At 71.2% G+C, this 16,310-nt stretch carries 12 protein-coding genes and 1 pseudogene; 8 read left to right on the forward strand and 5 right to left on the reverse strand.

From position 1 onward, the window contains the following. Positions 1–35 precede the first annotated feature (35 nt). A complete protein-coding gene (locus ACZ7L6_RS29090; RefSeq protein ID WP_471928909.1) occupies positions 36–770 on the forward strand; it encodes a DUF899 domain-containing protein in 735 nt (244 codons plus the stop codon). Between the two features lie 85 nt (positions 771–855). Here ACZ7L6_RS29090 and ACZ7L6_RS29095 read toward each other — a convergent pair. Next, positions 856–1,050: pseudogene (locus tag ACZ7L6_RS29095) on the reverse strand (nucleotidyltransferase domain-containing protein); the annotation flags it as partial. A gap of 110 nt (positions 1,051–1,160) precedes the next feature. On the opposite strand from ACZ7L6_RS29095, the gene ACZ7L6_RS29100 reads away from it, so the two are divergent. The 5 genes from ACZ7L6_RS29100 to ACZ7L6_RS29120 all read left to right on the forward strand — a co-directional run bounded on the left by ACZ7L6_RS29100 (position 1,161) and on the right by ACZ7L6_RS29120 (position 8,939). Then, entirely contained in the window at positions 1,161–1,970 is an 810-nt protein-coding gene (locus ACZ7L6_RS29100; RefSeq protein WP_471928911.1) for a serine hydrolase, read from the forward strand. 53 nt (positions 1,971–2,023) lie between these two features. Next, complete coding sequence (locus ACZ7L6_RS29105) at positions 2,024–3,049, forward strand: esterase-like activity of phytase family protein (protein ID WP_471928913.1); 1,026 nt, start codon at positions 2,024–2,026, stop codon at positions 3,047–3,049. Between the two features lie 91 nt (positions 3,050–3,140). Then, complete coding sequence (locus tag ACZ7L6_RS29110) at positions 3,141–6,869, forward strand: ABC transporter ATP-binding protein (RefSeq protein WP_471928915.1); 3,729 nt, start codon at positions 3,141–3,143, stop codon at positions 6,867–6,869. A gap of 149 nt (positions 6,870–7,018) precedes the next feature. Continuing rightward, positions 7,019–7,411 (forward strand): hypothetical protein, encoded by a 393-nt coding sequence (locus tag ACZ7L6_RS29115; RefSeq protein WP_471928917.1) that lies wholly within the window; start codon positions 7,019–7,021, stop codon positions 7,409–7,411. 82 nt (positions 7,412–7,493) lie between these two features. After that, positions 7,494–8,939, forward strand: a complete 1,446-nt coding sequence (locus ACZ7L6_RS29120) for a S28 family serine protease (protein WP_471928919.1) — start codon at positions 7,494–7,496, stop codon at positions 8,937–8,939. Positions 8,940–8,970: 31 nt separating this feature from the next. Here ACZ7L6_RS29120 and ACZ7L6_RS29125 read toward each other — a convergent pair whose 3' ends face one another. Together ACZ7L6_RS29125 and ACZ7L6_RS29130 are read right to left on the reverse strand one after the other, a co-directional pair. Further along, complete coding sequence (locus ACZ7L6_RS29125) at positions 8,971–9,621, reverse strand: hypothetical protein (RefSeq protein ID WP_471928921.1); 651 nt, start codon at positions 9,619–9,621, stop codon at positions 8,971–8,973. A 141-nt stretch (positions 9,622–9,762) separates the two neighbouring features. Further along, complete coding sequence (locus tag ACZ7L6_RS29130; protein ID WP_471928923.1) at positions 9,763–11,607, reverse strand: glycoside hydrolase family 3 protein; 1,845 nt, start codon at positions 11,605–11,607, stop codon at positions 9,763–9,765. A gap of 450 nt (positions 11,608–12,057) precedes the next feature. Between ACZ7L6_RS29130 and aroA the strand changes: the two genes are divergently transcribed. Then, the gene (gene aroA, locus ACZ7L6_RS29135) at positions 12,058–13,293 is read left to right on the forward strand and encodes a 3-phosphoshikimate 1-carboxyvinyltransferase (RefSeq protein WP_471928925.1); all 1,236 of its coding nucleotides are present in this window, start codon (positions 12,058–12,060) and stop codon (positions 13,291–13,293) included. Between the two features lie 20 nt (positions 13,294–13,313). Further along, positions 13,314–13,955 carry a GNAT family N-acetyltransferase gene (locus tag ACZ7L6_RS29140; RefSeq protein WP_471928927.1) on the forward strand — a complete coding sequence of 214 codons (642 nt, stop codon included), beginning with the start codon at positions 13,314–13,316 and terminating at the stop codon, positions 13,953–13,955. Positions 13,956–14,126: 171 nt separating this feature from the next. Here the strand turns inward: ACZ7L6_RS29140 and ACZ7L6_RS29145 are convergent, their stop codons facing one another. Continuing rightward, positions 14,127–15,365 (reverse strand): MFS transporter, encoded by a 1,239-nt coding sequence (locus ACZ7L6_RS29145; protein ID WP_471928929.1) that lies wholly within the window; start codon positions 15,363–15,365, stop codon positions 14,127–14,129. 125 nt (positions 15,366–15,490) lie between these two features. After that, positions 15,491–16,291, reverse strand: a complete 801-nt coding sequence (locus ACZ7L6_RS29150) for a sugar phosphate isomerase/epimerase family protein (protein ID WP_471928931.1) — start codon at positions 16,289–16,291, stop codon at positions 15,491–15,493. Positions 16,292–16,310: the final 19 nt, after the last annotated feature.

Genomic DNA, 16,310 nt, shown 5'->3' on the forward strand with positions numbered 1-16,310 from the left:
TGGACGTATGGCCTCCCCTGCAGGAGGGAAAGGCGATGCCCGAGCACAGGGTCGGCACACAGGAAGAGTTCGACGCGGCCCGAGCCGAGCTGCTCGCGCAGGAGAAGGAGCTCACCCGGCGCGGCGACGAGCTCGCCCGCAAGCGGAGAGAGCTTCCCTGGGTGCCGGTCGAGAAGGACTACGGCTTCGACACCGAGGACGGACCCAAGTCCCTCGCGGACCTCTTCGACGGGCGTTCGCAACTGCTCGTCTACCACTTCATGTTCGGCCCGCCGTACGAGGCGGGCTGCCCGGTCTGCTCCTCGATCGCGGACACGCTCGACCCCCAGGTGGTCCACCTCAAGGCCCGTGACGTGACGCTGGTCTGCTCCTCACGCGCGCCGCTCGACAAGCTCCTCGGCTACCGGCGGCGGATGGGCTGGAGCTTCGGCTGGGTCTCCAGCGGCGGCAGCGACTTCCACCGCGACCTCGGGTTCGTCTACACCGCCGAGGAGCTGAAGCCGTTCCTGGAGAGCGGCTACCCGGCGACCGTGCGGCAGATGGCGCAGGCGTGCGGCACGGACGTGGCGAGTTACGTCACCGAGGGACCGGGACTGAGTGCCTACGCCCTCTCGGACGGCACCGTCCACCGCACGTACGTCACCACCGCGCGCGGCCTGGAACCCGCCATGGCCTACTACGGCCTCCTCGACCGTGCGCCGCTGGGCCGCCACGAGGAGGGCGAGCAGATGCACTGGCTGCGTCGCCATGACGAGTACGACAAGGGCTGATCAGAAGTACGCGGCGGTCCCGGACCCGCGAAGCAGGACAGCGGACAGAGGAACGGACGTGAAGGCTCGAGCGACGCCTGCGCCGCTGCATAACCTCGGCCTCCTGACTCTGACGGCGCATCAGGTCCAGGCCGCGGTGCTGCATCCCGCACCGGCTCCGCCGCGGGCGCGTCTGCTCGCCGATCAGGGCGTCGATCCCCCGACCGCCACCCGTCCAGACGTCGGCCTGCGCCTTTCGGAGCAAGGGCAGGACGGAAAATACGCCGTCAGCGGTCATCATGCGTACAACCTTCCATGCCCTGTCGTTGTCAACAGGACATGACTCAGGGGACAACGAGCGAGAAGTCGACAGGCGTTTCGAGACGCGCGAGAGCGGTTGCTGCAGCAGGTATGGGCGCTGTGGTCGTCATGGCGTCCGTCGCCGCCGCCACCCCCGCCGTCGCGGCCACCACACCCACCGTCAGTTGTACGTCCGCCAAGGCCGGCCTCGCCGACAAGCTGAAGCGGGACATCACCGCCGCGCTCGCCAATCGCAAGGGCACGATCGCGGTCGGTCTCTACGACCGTGCCACGAACACCACCTGCGCTCTACGCCCCTCCAGCGCCTTCGACTCCGCCAGCGTCGTGAAGGTCACCGTGCTGGCCACGCTGCTGTGGGACGCGAAGAAGCACAACCGGTACCTCACCGACCGCGAGGTGTCCCTCGCCAAGGCCATGATCACCAAGTCGGACAACGCCGCGACCAGCACGCTCTGGAAGCAGCTCGGCATGACGAAGATCAAGGGCTTCCTCGCCGCAGCCGGCATGACCCAGACCAAGCCCGGCGCGAACGGCTACTGGGGTCTGACCCAGATCACCGTCACCGACGAGCAGAAGCTGCTCAAGCTCATAACCGCCAGGAACACGGTCCTCAGCGACAACTCCCGCGCGTACATCCTGAAGCTGATGGGCCAGGTCATCTCCTCGCAGCGCTGGGGCACCCCGTACGGAGTGCCGTCCGGTGTGTCCGTGGCCGTCAAGAACGGCTGGCTGCAGCGCTCCACCAACGGCTGGCGGGTGCACAGCGTCGGCGCGTTCAAGGGCGGCGGCCATGACTACATGGTCACGGTGCTCACCCATGGCAACAGCACCATGAACTATGGCATCACGACCATTCAGGGCGTCGCCAAGGTCATCCACCGGGACCTGGCGGCGAGCTGACGTTTCACGCTGCGGCCTCCCGTCCGTCACCGTGCCGTCCTACGGTGACGCCCATGCGCCTGAGAACCGTACTCGCGACCGTCACCGCCTCCCTGACGGCGGCCACCTGCCTGTCCGCCGCCGGACCCGCCAACGCCGGGCAGAACAACGTCTGTTCGCCCTCCGTCTCCATCGACCGCTTCTCCGACGCGCTCGACAAGACGACGTACGAGGGCACCTTCGTCGGCAACTTCTCCGCGCTCGCCGTGGATCGCGACGGCTCCCTCGCGGCGGTCTCCGACCGTTCCGCCCTCTTCGGTCTGAACGGCAGCACGCTCGCGCCGCAGGCCGTCGTCCCGCTCGCCGACGAGAACGGCGCCGCCCTCGACTCCGAGGGCCTCGTCGTCGACCGGGACGGCACCCGGCTGATCTCGTCCGAGACCGAGCCGTCCGTACGCCGCTACTCCCGCGACGGCAGGATCCTCGACCGGCTCCCCGTCCCGGACGCCCTCCGCGTCGCCCCGGCCGGCCGCGCCGTCTCCAACGGCACCTTCGAGGGGCTGACCCTGCTCCCCGGCGGCCGCACCCTGCTCGCGTCGATGGAGTACGCGCTGAACGGTGACAGCGCGGGCATCGTCCGCTTCCAGACCTGGCAGCGGACCCGGACCGCGGGCGGCTCCTTCGAGCTCGGCCGCCAGTACGCCTACCGCGCCGACACCGGGCTCGGCGTCCCGGAGGTCCAGGCGACCCCCGACGGCCGCCTCCTCGTCCTGGAGCGCGGCTTCACCGCCGGCGTCGGCAACACGGTCCGCCTCTACCTGGCCGACCCGCGCCGCGCGACCGACACCAGCGGCATCGAGAACCTGGCGGGTCAGGACGACGTACGTCTGATCAAGAAGACGCTCCTCGCGGACATCGCCGCGTGCCCGTCCCTGGGCGCCACGGCCAAGCAGCCCCAGCCGAACCCGCTGCTCGACAACATCGAGGGCATGGCGGTCACCGGACGTGCGGGCGACCGCCTGAAGGTGCTGCTGGTCAGCGACGACAACCAGAACGCCGTACAGACCACACGGTTCTACGCCCTGCGTGTCCGTATCTGATCGGTCGCCGATCGTTACAGCGGGATGAAATCCGCCTCTGTCCGCGTTGGTGCCTTCCGGTAGATCAGGACGAAAAACGGAGGGCACCGGCGTGAGACCGCAACAGGGCTGGGCACGGCGACTGTGGGGATACGCCTGGCGCTACCCCAAGGACGTGATCCTCGCCCTCGGCTCCTCGCTCGTCGGCATGGCCGTCATGGCGGTCGTCCCGCTGATCACCAAGGTGATCATCGACGACGTGATCGGCGGCCACAGCCGCAGCATGGCCGTCTGGGCGGGCCTGCTCATAGCCGCCGCGCTCGCCGTCTACGTCCTCACCTACATACGCCGCTACTACGGCGGCCGCCTCGCCCTCGACGTCCAGCACGACCTGCGGACCGAGATGTTCGGGACGATCACCCGGCTCGACGGGCGGCGGCAGGACGAGCTGTCCACCGGACAGGTCGTGGGGCGGGCCACCAGCGACCTCCAGCTGATCCAGGGCCTGCTCTTCATGCTGCCGATGACCATCGGCAACTTCGCGCTCTTCCTGATCTCCCTGGCCGTGATGGCCTGGCTGTCCATACCGCTCACCCTGGTCGCCCTCGCCGTGGCGCCCGCCCTGTGGTGGATCGCCAAGCGCAGCCGGACCAAGCTGCACCCGGCCACCTGGTACGCCCAGGCCCAGGCCGCCGCCGTCGCGGGCGTGGTCGACGGGGCCGTCAGCGGCGTACGCGTGGTGAAGGGGTTCGGGCAGGAGGAGCAGGAGACCGGGAAGCTCAGGGACGTCAGCCGGCGGCTCTTCGCCGGGCGGCTGCGCACCATCCGGTTCAACTCCAAGTACACCCCGGCCCTGCAGGCCGTCCCGGCGCTCGGGCAGGTCGCCATGCTCGCCCTCGGCGGCTGGCTGGCGGTCCGCGGGCACATCACGCTCGGTACGTTCGTCGCCTTCTCCACGTATCTCGCCCAGCTCGTCGGCCCGGTCCGGATGCTCGCCATGGTGCTCACCGTCGGGCAGCAGGCCCGGGCGGGCACCGAGCGCGTGCTCGAACTGATCGACACCGAGCCGTCCATCAAGGAGGGCACCAAGACCCTCCCCGCCGACGCGCCGGCGACGGTCGAGTTCGACGACGTGTCCTTCGGGTACGAGGGAGGCCGGCCGGTCCTGGACGGGCTGAGCTTCGAGATCCGGCCCGGCGAGACCCTCGCCGTCGTCGGCTCCTCCGGCTCCGGCAAGTCCACCGTCTCCCTACTCCTCCCGCGCTTCTACGACGTCACGCGCGGCGCCGTCCTCGTCGGCGGCCACGACGTCCGCGAGCTGACCTTCGACTCGCTGCGGGCCGCGATCGGGCTGGTGCCCGAGGACTCCTTCCTCTTCTCGGACACCGTCCGCAACAACATCGCGTACGGCCGCCCCGAGGCGACCGAGGAGGAGATCCGCACAGCCGCCCGCGCCGCCCAGGCGGACCGTTTCATCGCCGAGCTCCCCGACGGCTACGACACCAAGGTCGGCGAGCACGGCCTCACCCTCTCCGGCGGCCAGCGCCAGCGCGTCGCGCTCGCCCGCGCGATCCTCACCGACCCCCGTCTTCTCGTCCTCGACGACGCGACGTCGGCGGTGGACGCCCGCGTGGAGCACGAGATCCACGAGGCGCTGAAGCACGTCATGGAGGGCCGGACGACGCTGCTGATCGCCCACCGGCGCTCCACCCTCAACCTCGCCGACCGCATCGCCGTCCTCGACGCCGGCCGCCTCGCCGACATCGGCACCCACGAGGAGCTCCAGGAACGCTCCGCCCTCTACCGCCGCCTCCTCACCGACCCCGACGAACTCGGCGGTGTCTCACCCGGCCACGCCCAGCCGGCCTGCCCCCACGAGGACACCTCCGTACGCGACGAACTGGACGCCGAGTTCGACGCCGAGCGCGGGGTGACGCCGAGGCTGTGGACGGGCGACCGCGAGCGCAAGGACCTGGCGCTCTCCGAGTCCCCGGCCACCCCGGAACTCCTCGCCCAGGTCGAGGCCCTGCCCCCGGCGGCCGACACCCCCGACATCGACGAGGCCCGCGCGGTCCTGCCGGAGGAGTCGTACGGCCTGAGGCGGCTGCTGCGCGGCTTCGGGCTCCCCCTGCTGATCAGCCTCGGCCTGGTCGCCGTGGACGCCGGCATGGGCCTGCTGCTGCCCGTCCTGATCCGGCACGGCATCGACTCGGGTGTCACCCAGATGGCCCTCGGCGCCATCTGGGCGGCCTCGCTGCTCGCCCTGCTCACCGTCACCGTCCAGTGGGCGGCGCAGGTCGGCGAGACGCGGATGACCGGGCGTACCGGCGAACGCGTCCTGTACTCCCTGCGCCTGAAGATCTTCGCCCAGCTCCAGCGGCTCGGACTCGACTACTACGAGCGCGAGCTGACCGGCCGGATCATGACGCGGATGACAACCGACGTCGACGCTTTGTCGTCATTTCTACAGACGGGCCTGGTCACCGCCTTCGTCTCGGTCGTCACCTTCTTCGGCATCATGGTCGCCCTGCTGGTGCTCGACATCCAGCTCGCGCTCGTCGTCTTCACGACCCTGCCGCCGCTGATCATCGCGACGTACTTCTTCCGCCGGGCGAGTGTGAAGGCGTACGAACTCGCCCGTGAGCGTGTGTCGTCGGTGAACGCCGACCTCCAGGAGTCGGTGTCCGGGCTGCGGATCGTGCAGGCCTTCCGGCGCGAGCGGGACGGCGGCGCGCGGTTCGCCGAGCGCAGCGACAGCTACCGCAGGGCCCGCATCCGGGGACAGTGGCTGATCTCCGTCTACTTCCCCTTCGTGCAGTTCCTGTCGTCGGTGGCCGCGGCGGCGGTGCTGATCGTGGGCGGGATGCGGATCGACGACGCGACGCTGACGACCGGCGCGCTGGTGGCGTACCTGCTCTACATCGACCTGTTCTTCGCCCCGGTCCAGCAGCTCTCCCAGGTCTTCGACGGCTACCAGCAGGCCACGGTCTCCCTCGGCCGCATCCAGGAGCTGCTCCAGGAGCCGACGTCGACGAAGGCGGCCGAGGAGCCGCTGGAGGTGCTGTCGCTGCGGGGCGAGATCGCCTTCGAGGACGTGCGCTTCGCGTACGGCTCCGCCGACGGAACCGAGGAGGCGCTGGGCGGGATCGACCTGCGTGTCCCCGCCGGGCAGACGGTCGCGTTCGTCGGCGAGACCGGCGCCGGCAAGTCGACCCTGGTCAAGCTCGTGGCGCGGTTCTACGACCCGACCGGCGGCCGCGTCACGGTCGACGGCACGGACCTGCGCGCCCTCGACATCACGTCGTACCGCCACCGGCTCGGCGTCGTCCCGCAGGAGGCGTACCTCTTCCAGGGCACCGTCCGCGACGCCATCGCCTACGGACGCCCGGACGCCACGGACGCCGAGGTCGAGGCCGCGGCCCGCGCGGTCGGCGCCCACGAGATGATCGCCACCCTCGACGGCGGCTACCTCCACGAGGTCGCCGAGCGCGGCCGCAACCTCTCCGCCGGGCAGCGCCAGCTGATCGCCCTGGCCCGCGCCGAGCTGGTCGACCCCGACATCCTGCTCCTCGACGAGGCGACGGCCGCGCTGGACCTGGCCACGGAGGCCCAGGTCAACCAGGCGACGGACCGCCTGGCGGGCCGCCGTACGACACTCGTCGTGGCCCACCGGCTGACGACGGCCGCACGGGCGGACCGCGTGGTCGTCATGGATCACGGCCGGGTCGCCGAGGACGGCACGCACGAGGAGTTGCTGGCGCTGGGTGGGCGGTATGCGGAGCTGTGGCGGACCTTTCTCGGGCAGTCCGAGCCGGAGGAGCCGGTCGGCGCGGCCCGGTAGGTCCGCGAAAGCGTCCCCGGTAGGTCCCGCGAAAGTGTCCGCCGCAGGTCCCGCGAAGGTGTCCTCCTGACGGCCGTGCAACCATTCGGCATACGTCGTGCGTCCGTACACCAGTACGCTCATTGCCGGTGTACGGGGAGGACATCACTGTGGACAGAGGTGCGATACGCCGACGGCTGGCGGTCGGGCTGGCCTTGCTGACCGCGTCCGGGGTGCTCGCGGTCGCGGCCCCGGGGCAGGCGCAGGCCGCCGCCCCCACGCGCTGCGAAGGGCGCAAGGTCAAGACGTACCCGTTCTCCACCGGCACCCTGTACGTCTACAAGCGGGGCGGCTACGTCTGCGCCATCACGAAGTCCAAGGACCCCGGCCGGCGGCAGTGGATGATGGTCAGCGTGCAGGCACGCCGCGCCAACCCCGTTGTCGACGAGTGGTACTACAGCTACCAGGCGGGGCCCGTGACGGTGCACGCCGGGCAGCGCTGCGTGTGGGTGAAGGGCAAGGTGGGGCGGGGTTCGGTGAGCAAGGGCTGGATTCTCTGCTGACGCAATTCTTTATCTCCCCTGGTGCGTCAGGGAGTTGCTCCGATAGCTTCCGCAGGCACATCTGACTCACAGGGGAGGGTGCATGCGCAAAGCGCTCAGATGGCTGCTGGCGCTCACCGTGCTGATCGGCACGTTGGGCACGGCGGGAACGGCGGGCACGGCAGGAGCGGCCACCGCCGCCGGGCCGGAGGCAGCCACCACCGACATCAAGGAAGAGCTGCTCTCCATACCGGGGATGAGCCTGATCGAGGAGAAGCCCTACACCGGCTACCGCTTCTTCGTCCTCAACTACACCCAGCCGGTCGACCACCGCAGCCCGTCCAAGGGCACGTTCCAGCAGCGGATCACCGTGCTGCACAAGGACGTCAGCCGGCCGACGGTCTTCTACACCAGCGGGTACAGCGTCTCCACGACACCGAGCCGCCGCGAGCCGACCCAGATCGTGGACGGCAACCAGATATCCATGGAGTACCGCTTCTTCACCCCGTCCCGGCCCGACCCGGCCGACTGGACCAAGCTGGACATCTGGCAGGCGGCCAGCGACCAGCACCGCATATACAAGGCGCTGAAGAAGATCTACTCCCAGAACTGGATCTCCACGGGCGGCTCGAAGGGCGGCATGACCGCCACCTACTACGAGCGCTTCTACCCGAAGGACATGGACGGCGTCGTCGCCTACGTCGCCCCCAACGACGTCGTCAACCACGAGGACTCGGCCTACGACCGCTTCTTCGCGGGCGTCGGCACCAAGGAGTGCCGCGACCGGCTGAACGCCGTGCAGCGGGAGGCGCTGGTGCGCCGGGAGCCGCTGGAGAAGAAGTACGAGGCCTACGCCGCCGAGAACAACTACACCTTCCGCACCGTCGGCAGCCTGGACAAGGCGTACGAGGCGGTCGTCCTCGACTACGTCTGGGGCTTCTGGCAGTACAACCTGCTGGAGAACTGCGGTGACGACACGCTGATCCCGCCGGACGCGAAGAACGCGACGGACGACCAGATCTGGACGTCGATCGAGACGGTCTCCGGCTTCGCCAACTACACGGACCAGGGCCTGGAGCCGTACACGCCGTACTACTACCAGGCGGCCACCCAGCTCGGCGCGCCGACGATCCGCTTCCCGCACATCGAGAAGAAGTACATCCGCTACGGCTACCAGCCCCCGCGCAACTTCGTCCCGCGCGACATCCCGACGAAGTTCCAGCCGTGGGCCATGCGCGACGTGGACAGCTGGGTGAAGCACAACGCCCGCCACATGCTCTACGTCTACGGTCAGAACGACCCGTGGGGCGCCGAGCCGTTCCGCCTCGGCAAGGGCGCGCAGGACTCGTACGTCTTCACCGCCCCCGGCGCCAACCACGGCGCCCGCGTGGCCGGCCTCGTCGACGACGAGAAGGCCCTCGCCACGGCCCGCATCCTGGACTGGGCGGGCGTCCCGGCCACCGCCGTGTCCCGGGCGAAGCCGCTTGCGAAGTACGACGCGAAGCTGGACGTGCGTGACGTGGAGCGCGAGCCCACGCTGCGGCCGTAACTCCAGGGCCGCGCCCGGCCGTTGTGCGCTGTCACACCGGCCGGGCGCAGCCCACCGGCTTCTCGCCGCCCAGTTGGACGTACAGGGCCGTCGACAGCGGGCACTCGGCTCGCCTGTCGACGGCCTTCGTCACCTTGTACTGCGGCTTGCGCCCGCCCTCGCCGTCGCACGACGTCTCGCGGACCTGGCCGTCGCCGGAGCTGTAGACGCAGTCGCCGACGATGGTGCGCGGACCGCCTCCGCCGCCGGGATCGCCGGGGTGGGGTGCGGCGAGGTTGCGCATGCAGGCGTAGCCCTGGGGGATCGCGCCGTCGCCGTCCTCGTCGGACACCTGGCTCTGTTCGCTGATGTGCAGGACGAAGTCCGTGGTCCCGGGACACAGCGGCCCGTCGCCCACCGTGCCGTCGTGCCGCGCCACGACCCGCGCCGCCGCCCGCTCACCGGTGCAGGACACCTCGGTGAAGCTCGTCGTACCGAACGAACTGCACTCGTCGACGCCGAGGAACACCGCGCCGTAGCCCGAGGGCCGGGCCGGCGCCACCTGCTCCTCACCGCGGCTCGCGCTCTCCCCGAGCCGCCCGTTCTCCTCCGCCGCCCCCGACGCACTCTGGCACCCCGTCAACAGCACGGCGAGCAGCGCCGGCAACGTCCAGGCCACCCCCGCAGCACTTCTCCCACGCATCGCACTCCCCCCGGGTACCCCCGTCCAGCGTGACCCGCCGCAGCGGGCGCACGCCAGACGTGTGGGGTCCTTTGCGCCGGTTGGGGGTGAGTGCGGCTGTTATATGGCGTACGCGTGCTACGCCCATGGCGCTACGCCCTGCTAGCTGCTCCCGTACGACAGCCCGTGCCCGACCGGATACAGCACCCGCGTCGGATCGTCCGCCCGCTGTACCGACACCGGCAGCCTCCCGCGCGGCGCCACCCGTCCCGCGATCACCCGGGCGGCCGCCCGCAGTTCGACGTCGGTCCAGGAGTACGACGCCAAATAGGCGGGGACGGCGGGCAACTGGGCCACGTCGTAGGGGTTGCGGATGGCGACCGCCACCACCGGCCTCCCCGTCCCGAGAAGCTCCCCGACCAGCGTCCGCTGCGCACTGCCCGCCGTGACGTTGTACGTCCCGACCACCACCGCGTCCGCCTCCCGCGCCGCCGCGACGGCCCTGGCGATGGTCGCGGCGGAGGGTGCCGTACCGGTCGACAGGGCACTCGCGGTGAAGCCCAGCTCGGTGAGGGCGGCGGCGAGCACGCCGGTCGGCGGTCCCGTGGTGCCGGACGGGGAGGCCGGGTCGGCGCCGACGACCAGCACCTTGGGGTGGGTACGGCGGGACAGCGGCACCACCGCCCCCTCGTTGACCAGCAGGGTCGTCGTACGGTCGGCGATGCGGTCGGCGGTGGCGAGGTGGGACGCGGTGCCGACGTTCTTGTCGACCCCGCCCCGGCTGACGTACGGTTCGTCGAACAGCCGCAGCCTCGCCTTCAGCCGCAGGATCCGCAGGATCGACTCGTCCAGCCGCGCCTCGGTCAGCTCACCGTTCTGGACGGCCCTGAGGACCGCGTTCCAGGCGATGTCGAGGGACGGCGGGTTGAGGAGCTGGTCCACACCGGCCTTGAGCGCGAGGACCGGGACGCGGTCGTCGCCGTACTTGGTGCGCACGCCCTCCATGCCGAGCGAGTCGGTGACGACCACCCCGTCGTAGCCCAGTTCCTCGCGCAGGATGCCGGTGAGGATCGGGCGGGAGAGGGTGGCCGGGTCGCCGGAGTCGTCGAGCGCCGGGACCATGATGTGCGCGGTCATGATGGAGTCGATGCCGGCGCGGACGGCGGCCCGGAAGGGCGGCGCGTCCAGCTCGTCCCACTGCTCGCGGGTGTGCGTGATGACCGGGAAGCCGTAGTGGCTGTCGACGGCGGTGTCGCCGTGACCCGGGAAGTGCTTGGCGGTGGCGGCGACTTGTTGCGCTCGCTGGTATCCGGCCACCTCGGCGGCGACCATGCCGGCCACCGCGTCCGGTTCGGCGCCGAAGGAGCGCACGCCGATGACCGGGTTGGCCGGGTTGACGTTCACGTCGGCCACGGGGGAGTAGTTCTGCCGGATGCCGAGCGCCCTGAGTTCCTGTCCGGCGAGACGGCCGAGCGTGCGGGCGTCGGTGCGCGAGCCGCCGGCCCCGATGGCCATGGCGCCCGGGAAGAGGGTGGCGGGCTTGCCGACGCGGCAGACGATGCCGTGCTCCTGGTCGGTGGAGATGAGGACGGGCAGGCCGCGGGGCTGGGTGAGGGACGCCCGCTGGATGCCGTTGGACAGGTCGGCGATCTGATGCGGACTGCGGGTGTTGTGGGCCCAGGTGAAGTAGATGATGCCGCCCACGCGGTACTTGGCGACCAGTTCGGCGGCCGTGCGGACGCCGATCTCCTTGAGGTTGGCGTCGATGTCGGCCTGGTCGGGGGCGGTGGCGGAGTGGCCGTAGACCCGCATGACGAAGAGCTGGCCGACCTTCTCCGGCAGGGTCATCCGGGCGATGAGGGCGCGCAGCTTCTTGTCGTCGGGGGCGTCGGCGTGGGCGGTGCCGCCGAGGGCCAGGGCGGTGGTGACGCCCGCGGTGGCCGCGAGGACCGTACGTCTTGAAGGCGGTGCGGTGTTTCCCGTGCTTCCCGTGCTGGTGTCGGGCAACGTGCGCTCCTTCCGGAGGTGGTGCGCTGAAGGAAACTTCCGAGAAGTCACCAATAACCGGGAAGTTTCTGCCAGTCAAGGGAACGGGCCGTAACCGAACACGGGAAGAAGCAGACGGAAGAAAGGAGGAAGAAGAGGGGAAGAGGGGCCGCCATCGGCGCAGTTGGAGGGGGGCGCGCCGATGACGGCGTGCTGCCGGCCGCGGCACGGCGGAGAGGGTGGTCAGCGATCGCAGCCAGCAGCGAGGGCCGACACCGCACCACGGTGACTCTCCGGCAGCTCGCCGGTTGGACGAGCGGGGGTGGGGCTGGGTTCCCGGAGACGGCCGGAATCGGCGAAGTCGGTGAGCCGGTGGCCGACGTGACGGGTGAGCAACGAGCGAGGGTCGGACACGGGTCCATCCCGTGGACGCCGCGGCGGTGACGACGACGGCCGGGCGATCATGAGGCCATGCCCGCAGTCGACATCCCCGGTTCCAAGTCCATCACCGCCCGCGCCCTCTTCCTGGCGGCCGCGGCCGACGGTGTCACCACCCTCGTACGGCCGCTGCGCTCCGACGACACGGAGGGCTTCGCCGAGGGACTGACCCGGCTCGGCTACCGCGTGGGCCGGACCCCGGACACCTGGCAGGTCGACGGCCGCCCGCAGGGTCCCGCGGTCGCGGAGGCGGACGTCTACTGCCGCGACGGCGCGACGACGGCCCGCTTCCTGCCGACGCTGGCCGCGACCGGCCACGGCACCTACCGCTTCGACGCCTCGCCCCAGATGCGCCGCCGCCCCCTGGGGCCTTTGAGTACGGCGCTGCGTGACCTGGGCGTGGACCTGCGGCACGAGGAGAAGGAGGGCCACCATCCGCTGACGGTCGTCGCGGCCGGCGTCGAGGGCGGCGAGGTCACGTTGGACGCGGGCCAGTCCTCGCAGTACCTCACGGCCCTGCTGCTGCTCGGCCCGCTGACCCGCAAGGGCCTGCGGATCACGGTGACCGACCTGGTCTCGGTGCCCTACGTCGAGATCACCATCGCGATGATGCGGGCGTTCGGGGTGGAGGTAGGGCGGGAGGGGAACGCCTTCGTCGTCCCGCCGGGTGGCTACCGGGCGACGACCTACGAGATCGAGCCCGACGCGTCGACCGCGAGCTACTTCTTCGCGGCGGCCGCTCTGACGGGCGGCGAGGTGACGGTGCCGGGCCTGGGCGAGGGCGCCCTCCAGGGCGACCTGGGCTTCGTGGACGTACTGCGGCGGATGGGCGCGGAGGTCGAGACCGGCACGGACGGCACCACGGTCCGCGGAACCGGCGAACTGCGCGGCATCACCGTCAACATGCGGGACATCTCCGACACCATGCCGACGCTCGCGGCCATCGCGCCGTTCGCCTCCGGCCCGGTGCGGATCGAGGACGTGGCGAACACGCGGGTGAAGGAGTGCGACCGGCTGGAGGCGTGCGCGGAGAACCTGCGGCGGCTGGGGGTGGAGGTGGCGACGGGCCCGGACTGGATCGAGATCCACCCGGGCGCCCCTGCCGCGAGCGGGGCGCAGATCAAGTCGTACGGCGACCACCGCGTCGTGATGTCGTTCGCGGTGACCGGGCTGCGGGCGGCCGGTATTTCGTTCGACGACCCCGGGTGCGTACGGAAGACTTTCCCGGGTTTCCACGAGGAGTTCGGGGCGCTGCGCGCGCGGTTGTGACGAGTGACGGGGGTCGACGGATGAGCTTCAGGCTGGAGGGGCCGCTCCTCGAGGGCGCGCTGGTGCGTCTGGAACCGCTGGAACACCGGCATGCCGCGGATCTGGCGGTGGCGGCGGAGGAGGACCGCGGGACCTACGCGTTCACGTGGGTGCCGAGGGCGGACGAGATCGCCGACTACATCGACACGCAGCTCGGCCGCGCCGCGACGGGAAAGCTGGCGCCGTACGCGCAGGTCTCCGTCGCCTCGGGACGGGCGGTCGGCGCCACCTCGTACTGGGAGCCGCGCAGCTGGCGCTCCGACGGCCGACTCGACGCCATAGAGGTCGGCTTCACCTGGCTGGCCCGCTCGGCCCAGGGCACCGGCATCAACGCCGAAGCCAAGCTGCTCCTCTTCCGGCACGCCTTCGAGGAATGGGGCGTGTCCCGCGTGGACCTGAAGACCGACGCCCGCAACGAACGCTCCCGCGCGGCGATCGCGAGCGTCGGCGCCCGCTTCGAGGGCGTCCTGCGGAACTGGTCCCGTTCCTGGGCGCCGGGGGAGGAGGGGCGGTTGCGTGATTCCGCGGTCTTTTCCATCACGGCGGCGGAGTGGGCGGAGTGCCGGGGGCGGTTGGAGGGGCGGGTGGCCGGGTTCCTGCCGAAGCCGCCGGCTACTACCTAGCCGCGGTTGCGAGTCGCTCGCGTACCACCGCTGTGACCGGGCCCCTGTCGATGCCGGTCCGCGTCCTTCAGCCGGTCCGGCGTCATGAGGTCGAGTACGGCCGTCCCGTCCACGCCGGTTACGGTCCCTGGCCCGCCGTACTGCAGTGGTGCCTGGATCCCACCGCGAAGATCATTGCTCGTCCGGCGTAGCCGCGCCGTCCCGCAGTTCCGGTGTGCTCGTGGCGACGTAGGCCACCGCCAGTACGCACAGCAGCCCGCCCGTGACGAGGGCGGTCGCGCCGGACGACCAGCCGGCGACGAGGCCGCCGCGCAGATTGCCGAGGTGCGGGCCGCCCTGGCCGACGATCTGCTCGGCGGCCGTCACCCGGCCGAGCAGGGCGTCCGGCGTACGGGTCTGGACGATCGTGCCGCGCGATATGACCGCCAGGGCGTCGGCGGCACCCGCCACCACCAGCAGCCCGAGCCCCGCCCACGGGTCGGTCATCAGGCCGAACAGCGCCAGCGCCGCGCCCCACGTCGCCGACCCGCACAGCATCACCGGACCGGGGCGCCCCAGGCGGGTGACCGCACCCGACAGGGCCGTCGCCGTGACACCGCCCACCGCGAGGGCCGACAGGAACAGGCCGAGGGTGCGCGGGTCGTCGCCGAAGCGTTCGGCGTTGACCAGGGGGAAGAGGCTGACCGGCATGGCGAGGACCGTGGCGGCGAGGTCGGTGACGAGCACGCCGCGCACCACCCGGTGGCCGGCCAGGAAGCGCACGCCGTCCAGCACGCCGTGCAGCCCGGCCCGCGACGGCTCGCCCTCGGGCGGCAGCTCGGGCAGGCCGAAGGCGCCGTAGAAGGCGAGGCCGAAGCTCAGCGCGTCCAGCAGATAGCAGACGCCGATGCCGAACCAGCCGAGAAAGATTCCGCCCAGCGCGGGGCCGACGAGCATCATCGCCTGGGCGGTGGCGTGGTTGAGGGCCAGCCCGGCCGCCACCTGCTCCTTCGGCAGCAGCCGCGGCACGAACACCCCCGCCGCCGGGCCGCCGACCGCACCGAAGCAGGAGCCGGCCGCCACCAGGGCGAGGATTCCGACCACCGGCACACCCCCGGTGAAGCCCTGCACCGCGAGGAGCAGCGCGCAGACCGCCTGCCCGACGGTGGCGACCAGGAAGATCCGCCGTCGGTCGCCCCGGTCCACCCATGCCCCGGCGAACAGGCCCACGCCCACCATGGGCACCACCTGCGCGAGGCCGACCGCACCGCTCCAGACCGTGCTGTGGGTCAGGTCCCAGACCTGGTACATGACGGTCACCATCGTCATGAAGCCGCCGAGCAGCGATACCGTCCGCCCGATCAGCAGCCGCCGGAAGACGGGGGACGTGCGCAGCGGCCGTACGTCGATCAGCGTACGGGCGAGACTCATGACGGCATGGCGGGGCGCGGGGCGGAATCGGGCACGAGGCGCGACGCTATACGGCGGCCGTCGCGCCCGGCCACCGAATTACCCGCGGCAGCCGCTCACGGGTGGCAGCCGCCGCAAGCCGGCGCCTACGCCGACTCGTTCAGCAAACGCGCCAGGTGCTCCCGGCCCGCGCCGAGCAGCTCGGGCAGCGGGGCGGCCTGCTCGTACCAGCGCTTCTCGTACTCCCAGCACAGCCAGCCGTCCCAGCCGTGCCGGGAGAGCACCTCCACGCACTCGGCGAGCGGCAGCACCCCGGCGCCGAGCGGCAGCGGGGTCGTGTCGTCGGCGGAGGCGACGTCCTTGACCTGGACGTAGCCGAGGTACGGGGCGAGGGCCGCGTAGCTCTCCGAGGGCTGCTCGCCGCCCAGCCAGGTGTGCATGACGTCCCACAGCGAGCCGACGTGGCGGTGGCCGACCAGGCCGAGGACACGGATCGCTTCGGCGCCGGTGCGGTGCGAGTCGTGGGTCTCCAGCAGGATCCGTACGCCGATGTCGGCGGCGTACTCCGCGGCCGTACCCAGGCGCCGCGCGGCGATCGCGTCCGCCGCCTCCCGGCTCTGCTCGGGGTCGGCGCCGGGGAAGACGCGCACGAAGCCGGCGCCGAGGTCGTGGGCGAGGTCGAGGAGGGTGCGGATCTCCTCGATCACGGGTCCGTCGTCCCCGGGCGCGGCGACCCGGGCGTACCCGGCGAGCCCCAGGAGCTCGATGCCGGAGGCCTTGAACTCGGCGGCCACGTCGGCCCGTTCGGCGGGACCGAGGCCCGGGTGCACCGGCTCCTCGGGGTGCGTGCGCAGTTCGACGCCGTGATAGCCGTGCGCGGTCGCGAGCCGCAGTACGTCGGGGAGGGGGAGACCGGGGACGCCGAGGGTGGAGAACGCCAGTTTCATGCACCCCACCTTGCCAGGG

This window comes from Streptomyces sp. NPDC107522 (assembly GCF_055657525.1).

Coding starts and splice junctions, on each gene's coding strand:
- ACZ7L6_RS29090 (WP_471928909.1), top strand. CDS start 36: ATGCCCGAGCACAGGGTCGGCACACAGGAAGAGTTCGACGCGGCCCGA.
- ACZ7L6_RS29100 (WP_471928911.1), top strand. CDS start 1,161: ATGGGCGCTGTGGTCGTCATGGCGTCCGTCGCCGCCGCCACCCCCGCC.
- ACZ7L6_RS29105 (WP_471928913.1), top strand. CDS start 2,024: ATGCGCCTGAGAACCGTACTCGCGACCGTCACCGCCTCCCTGACGGCG.
- ACZ7L6_RS29120 (WP_471928919.1), top strand. CDS start 7,494: ATGCGCAAAGCGCTCAGATGGCTGCTGGCGCTCACCGTGCTGATCGGC.
- ACZ7L6_RS29125 (WP_471928921.1), bottom strand. CDS start 9,621: ATGCGTGGGAGAAGTGCTGCGGGGGTGGCCTGGACGTTGCCGGCGCTG.
- aroA (WP_471928925.1), top strand. CDS start 12,058: ATGCCCGCAGTCGACATCCCCGGTTCCAAGTCCATCACCGCCCGCGCC.
- ACZ7L6_RS29140 (WP_471928927.1), top strand. CDS start 13,314: ATGAGCTTCAGGCTGGAGGGGCCGCTCCTCGAGGGCGCGCTGGTGCGT.
- ACZ7L6_RS29145 (WP_471928929.1), bottom strand. CDS start 15,365: ATGAGTCTCGCCCGTACGCTGATCGACGTACGGCCGCTGCGCACGTCC.
- ACZ7L6_RS29150 (WP_471928931.1), bottom strand. CDS start 16,291: ATGAAACTGGCGTTCTCCACCCTCGGCGTCCCCGGTCTCCCCCTCCCC.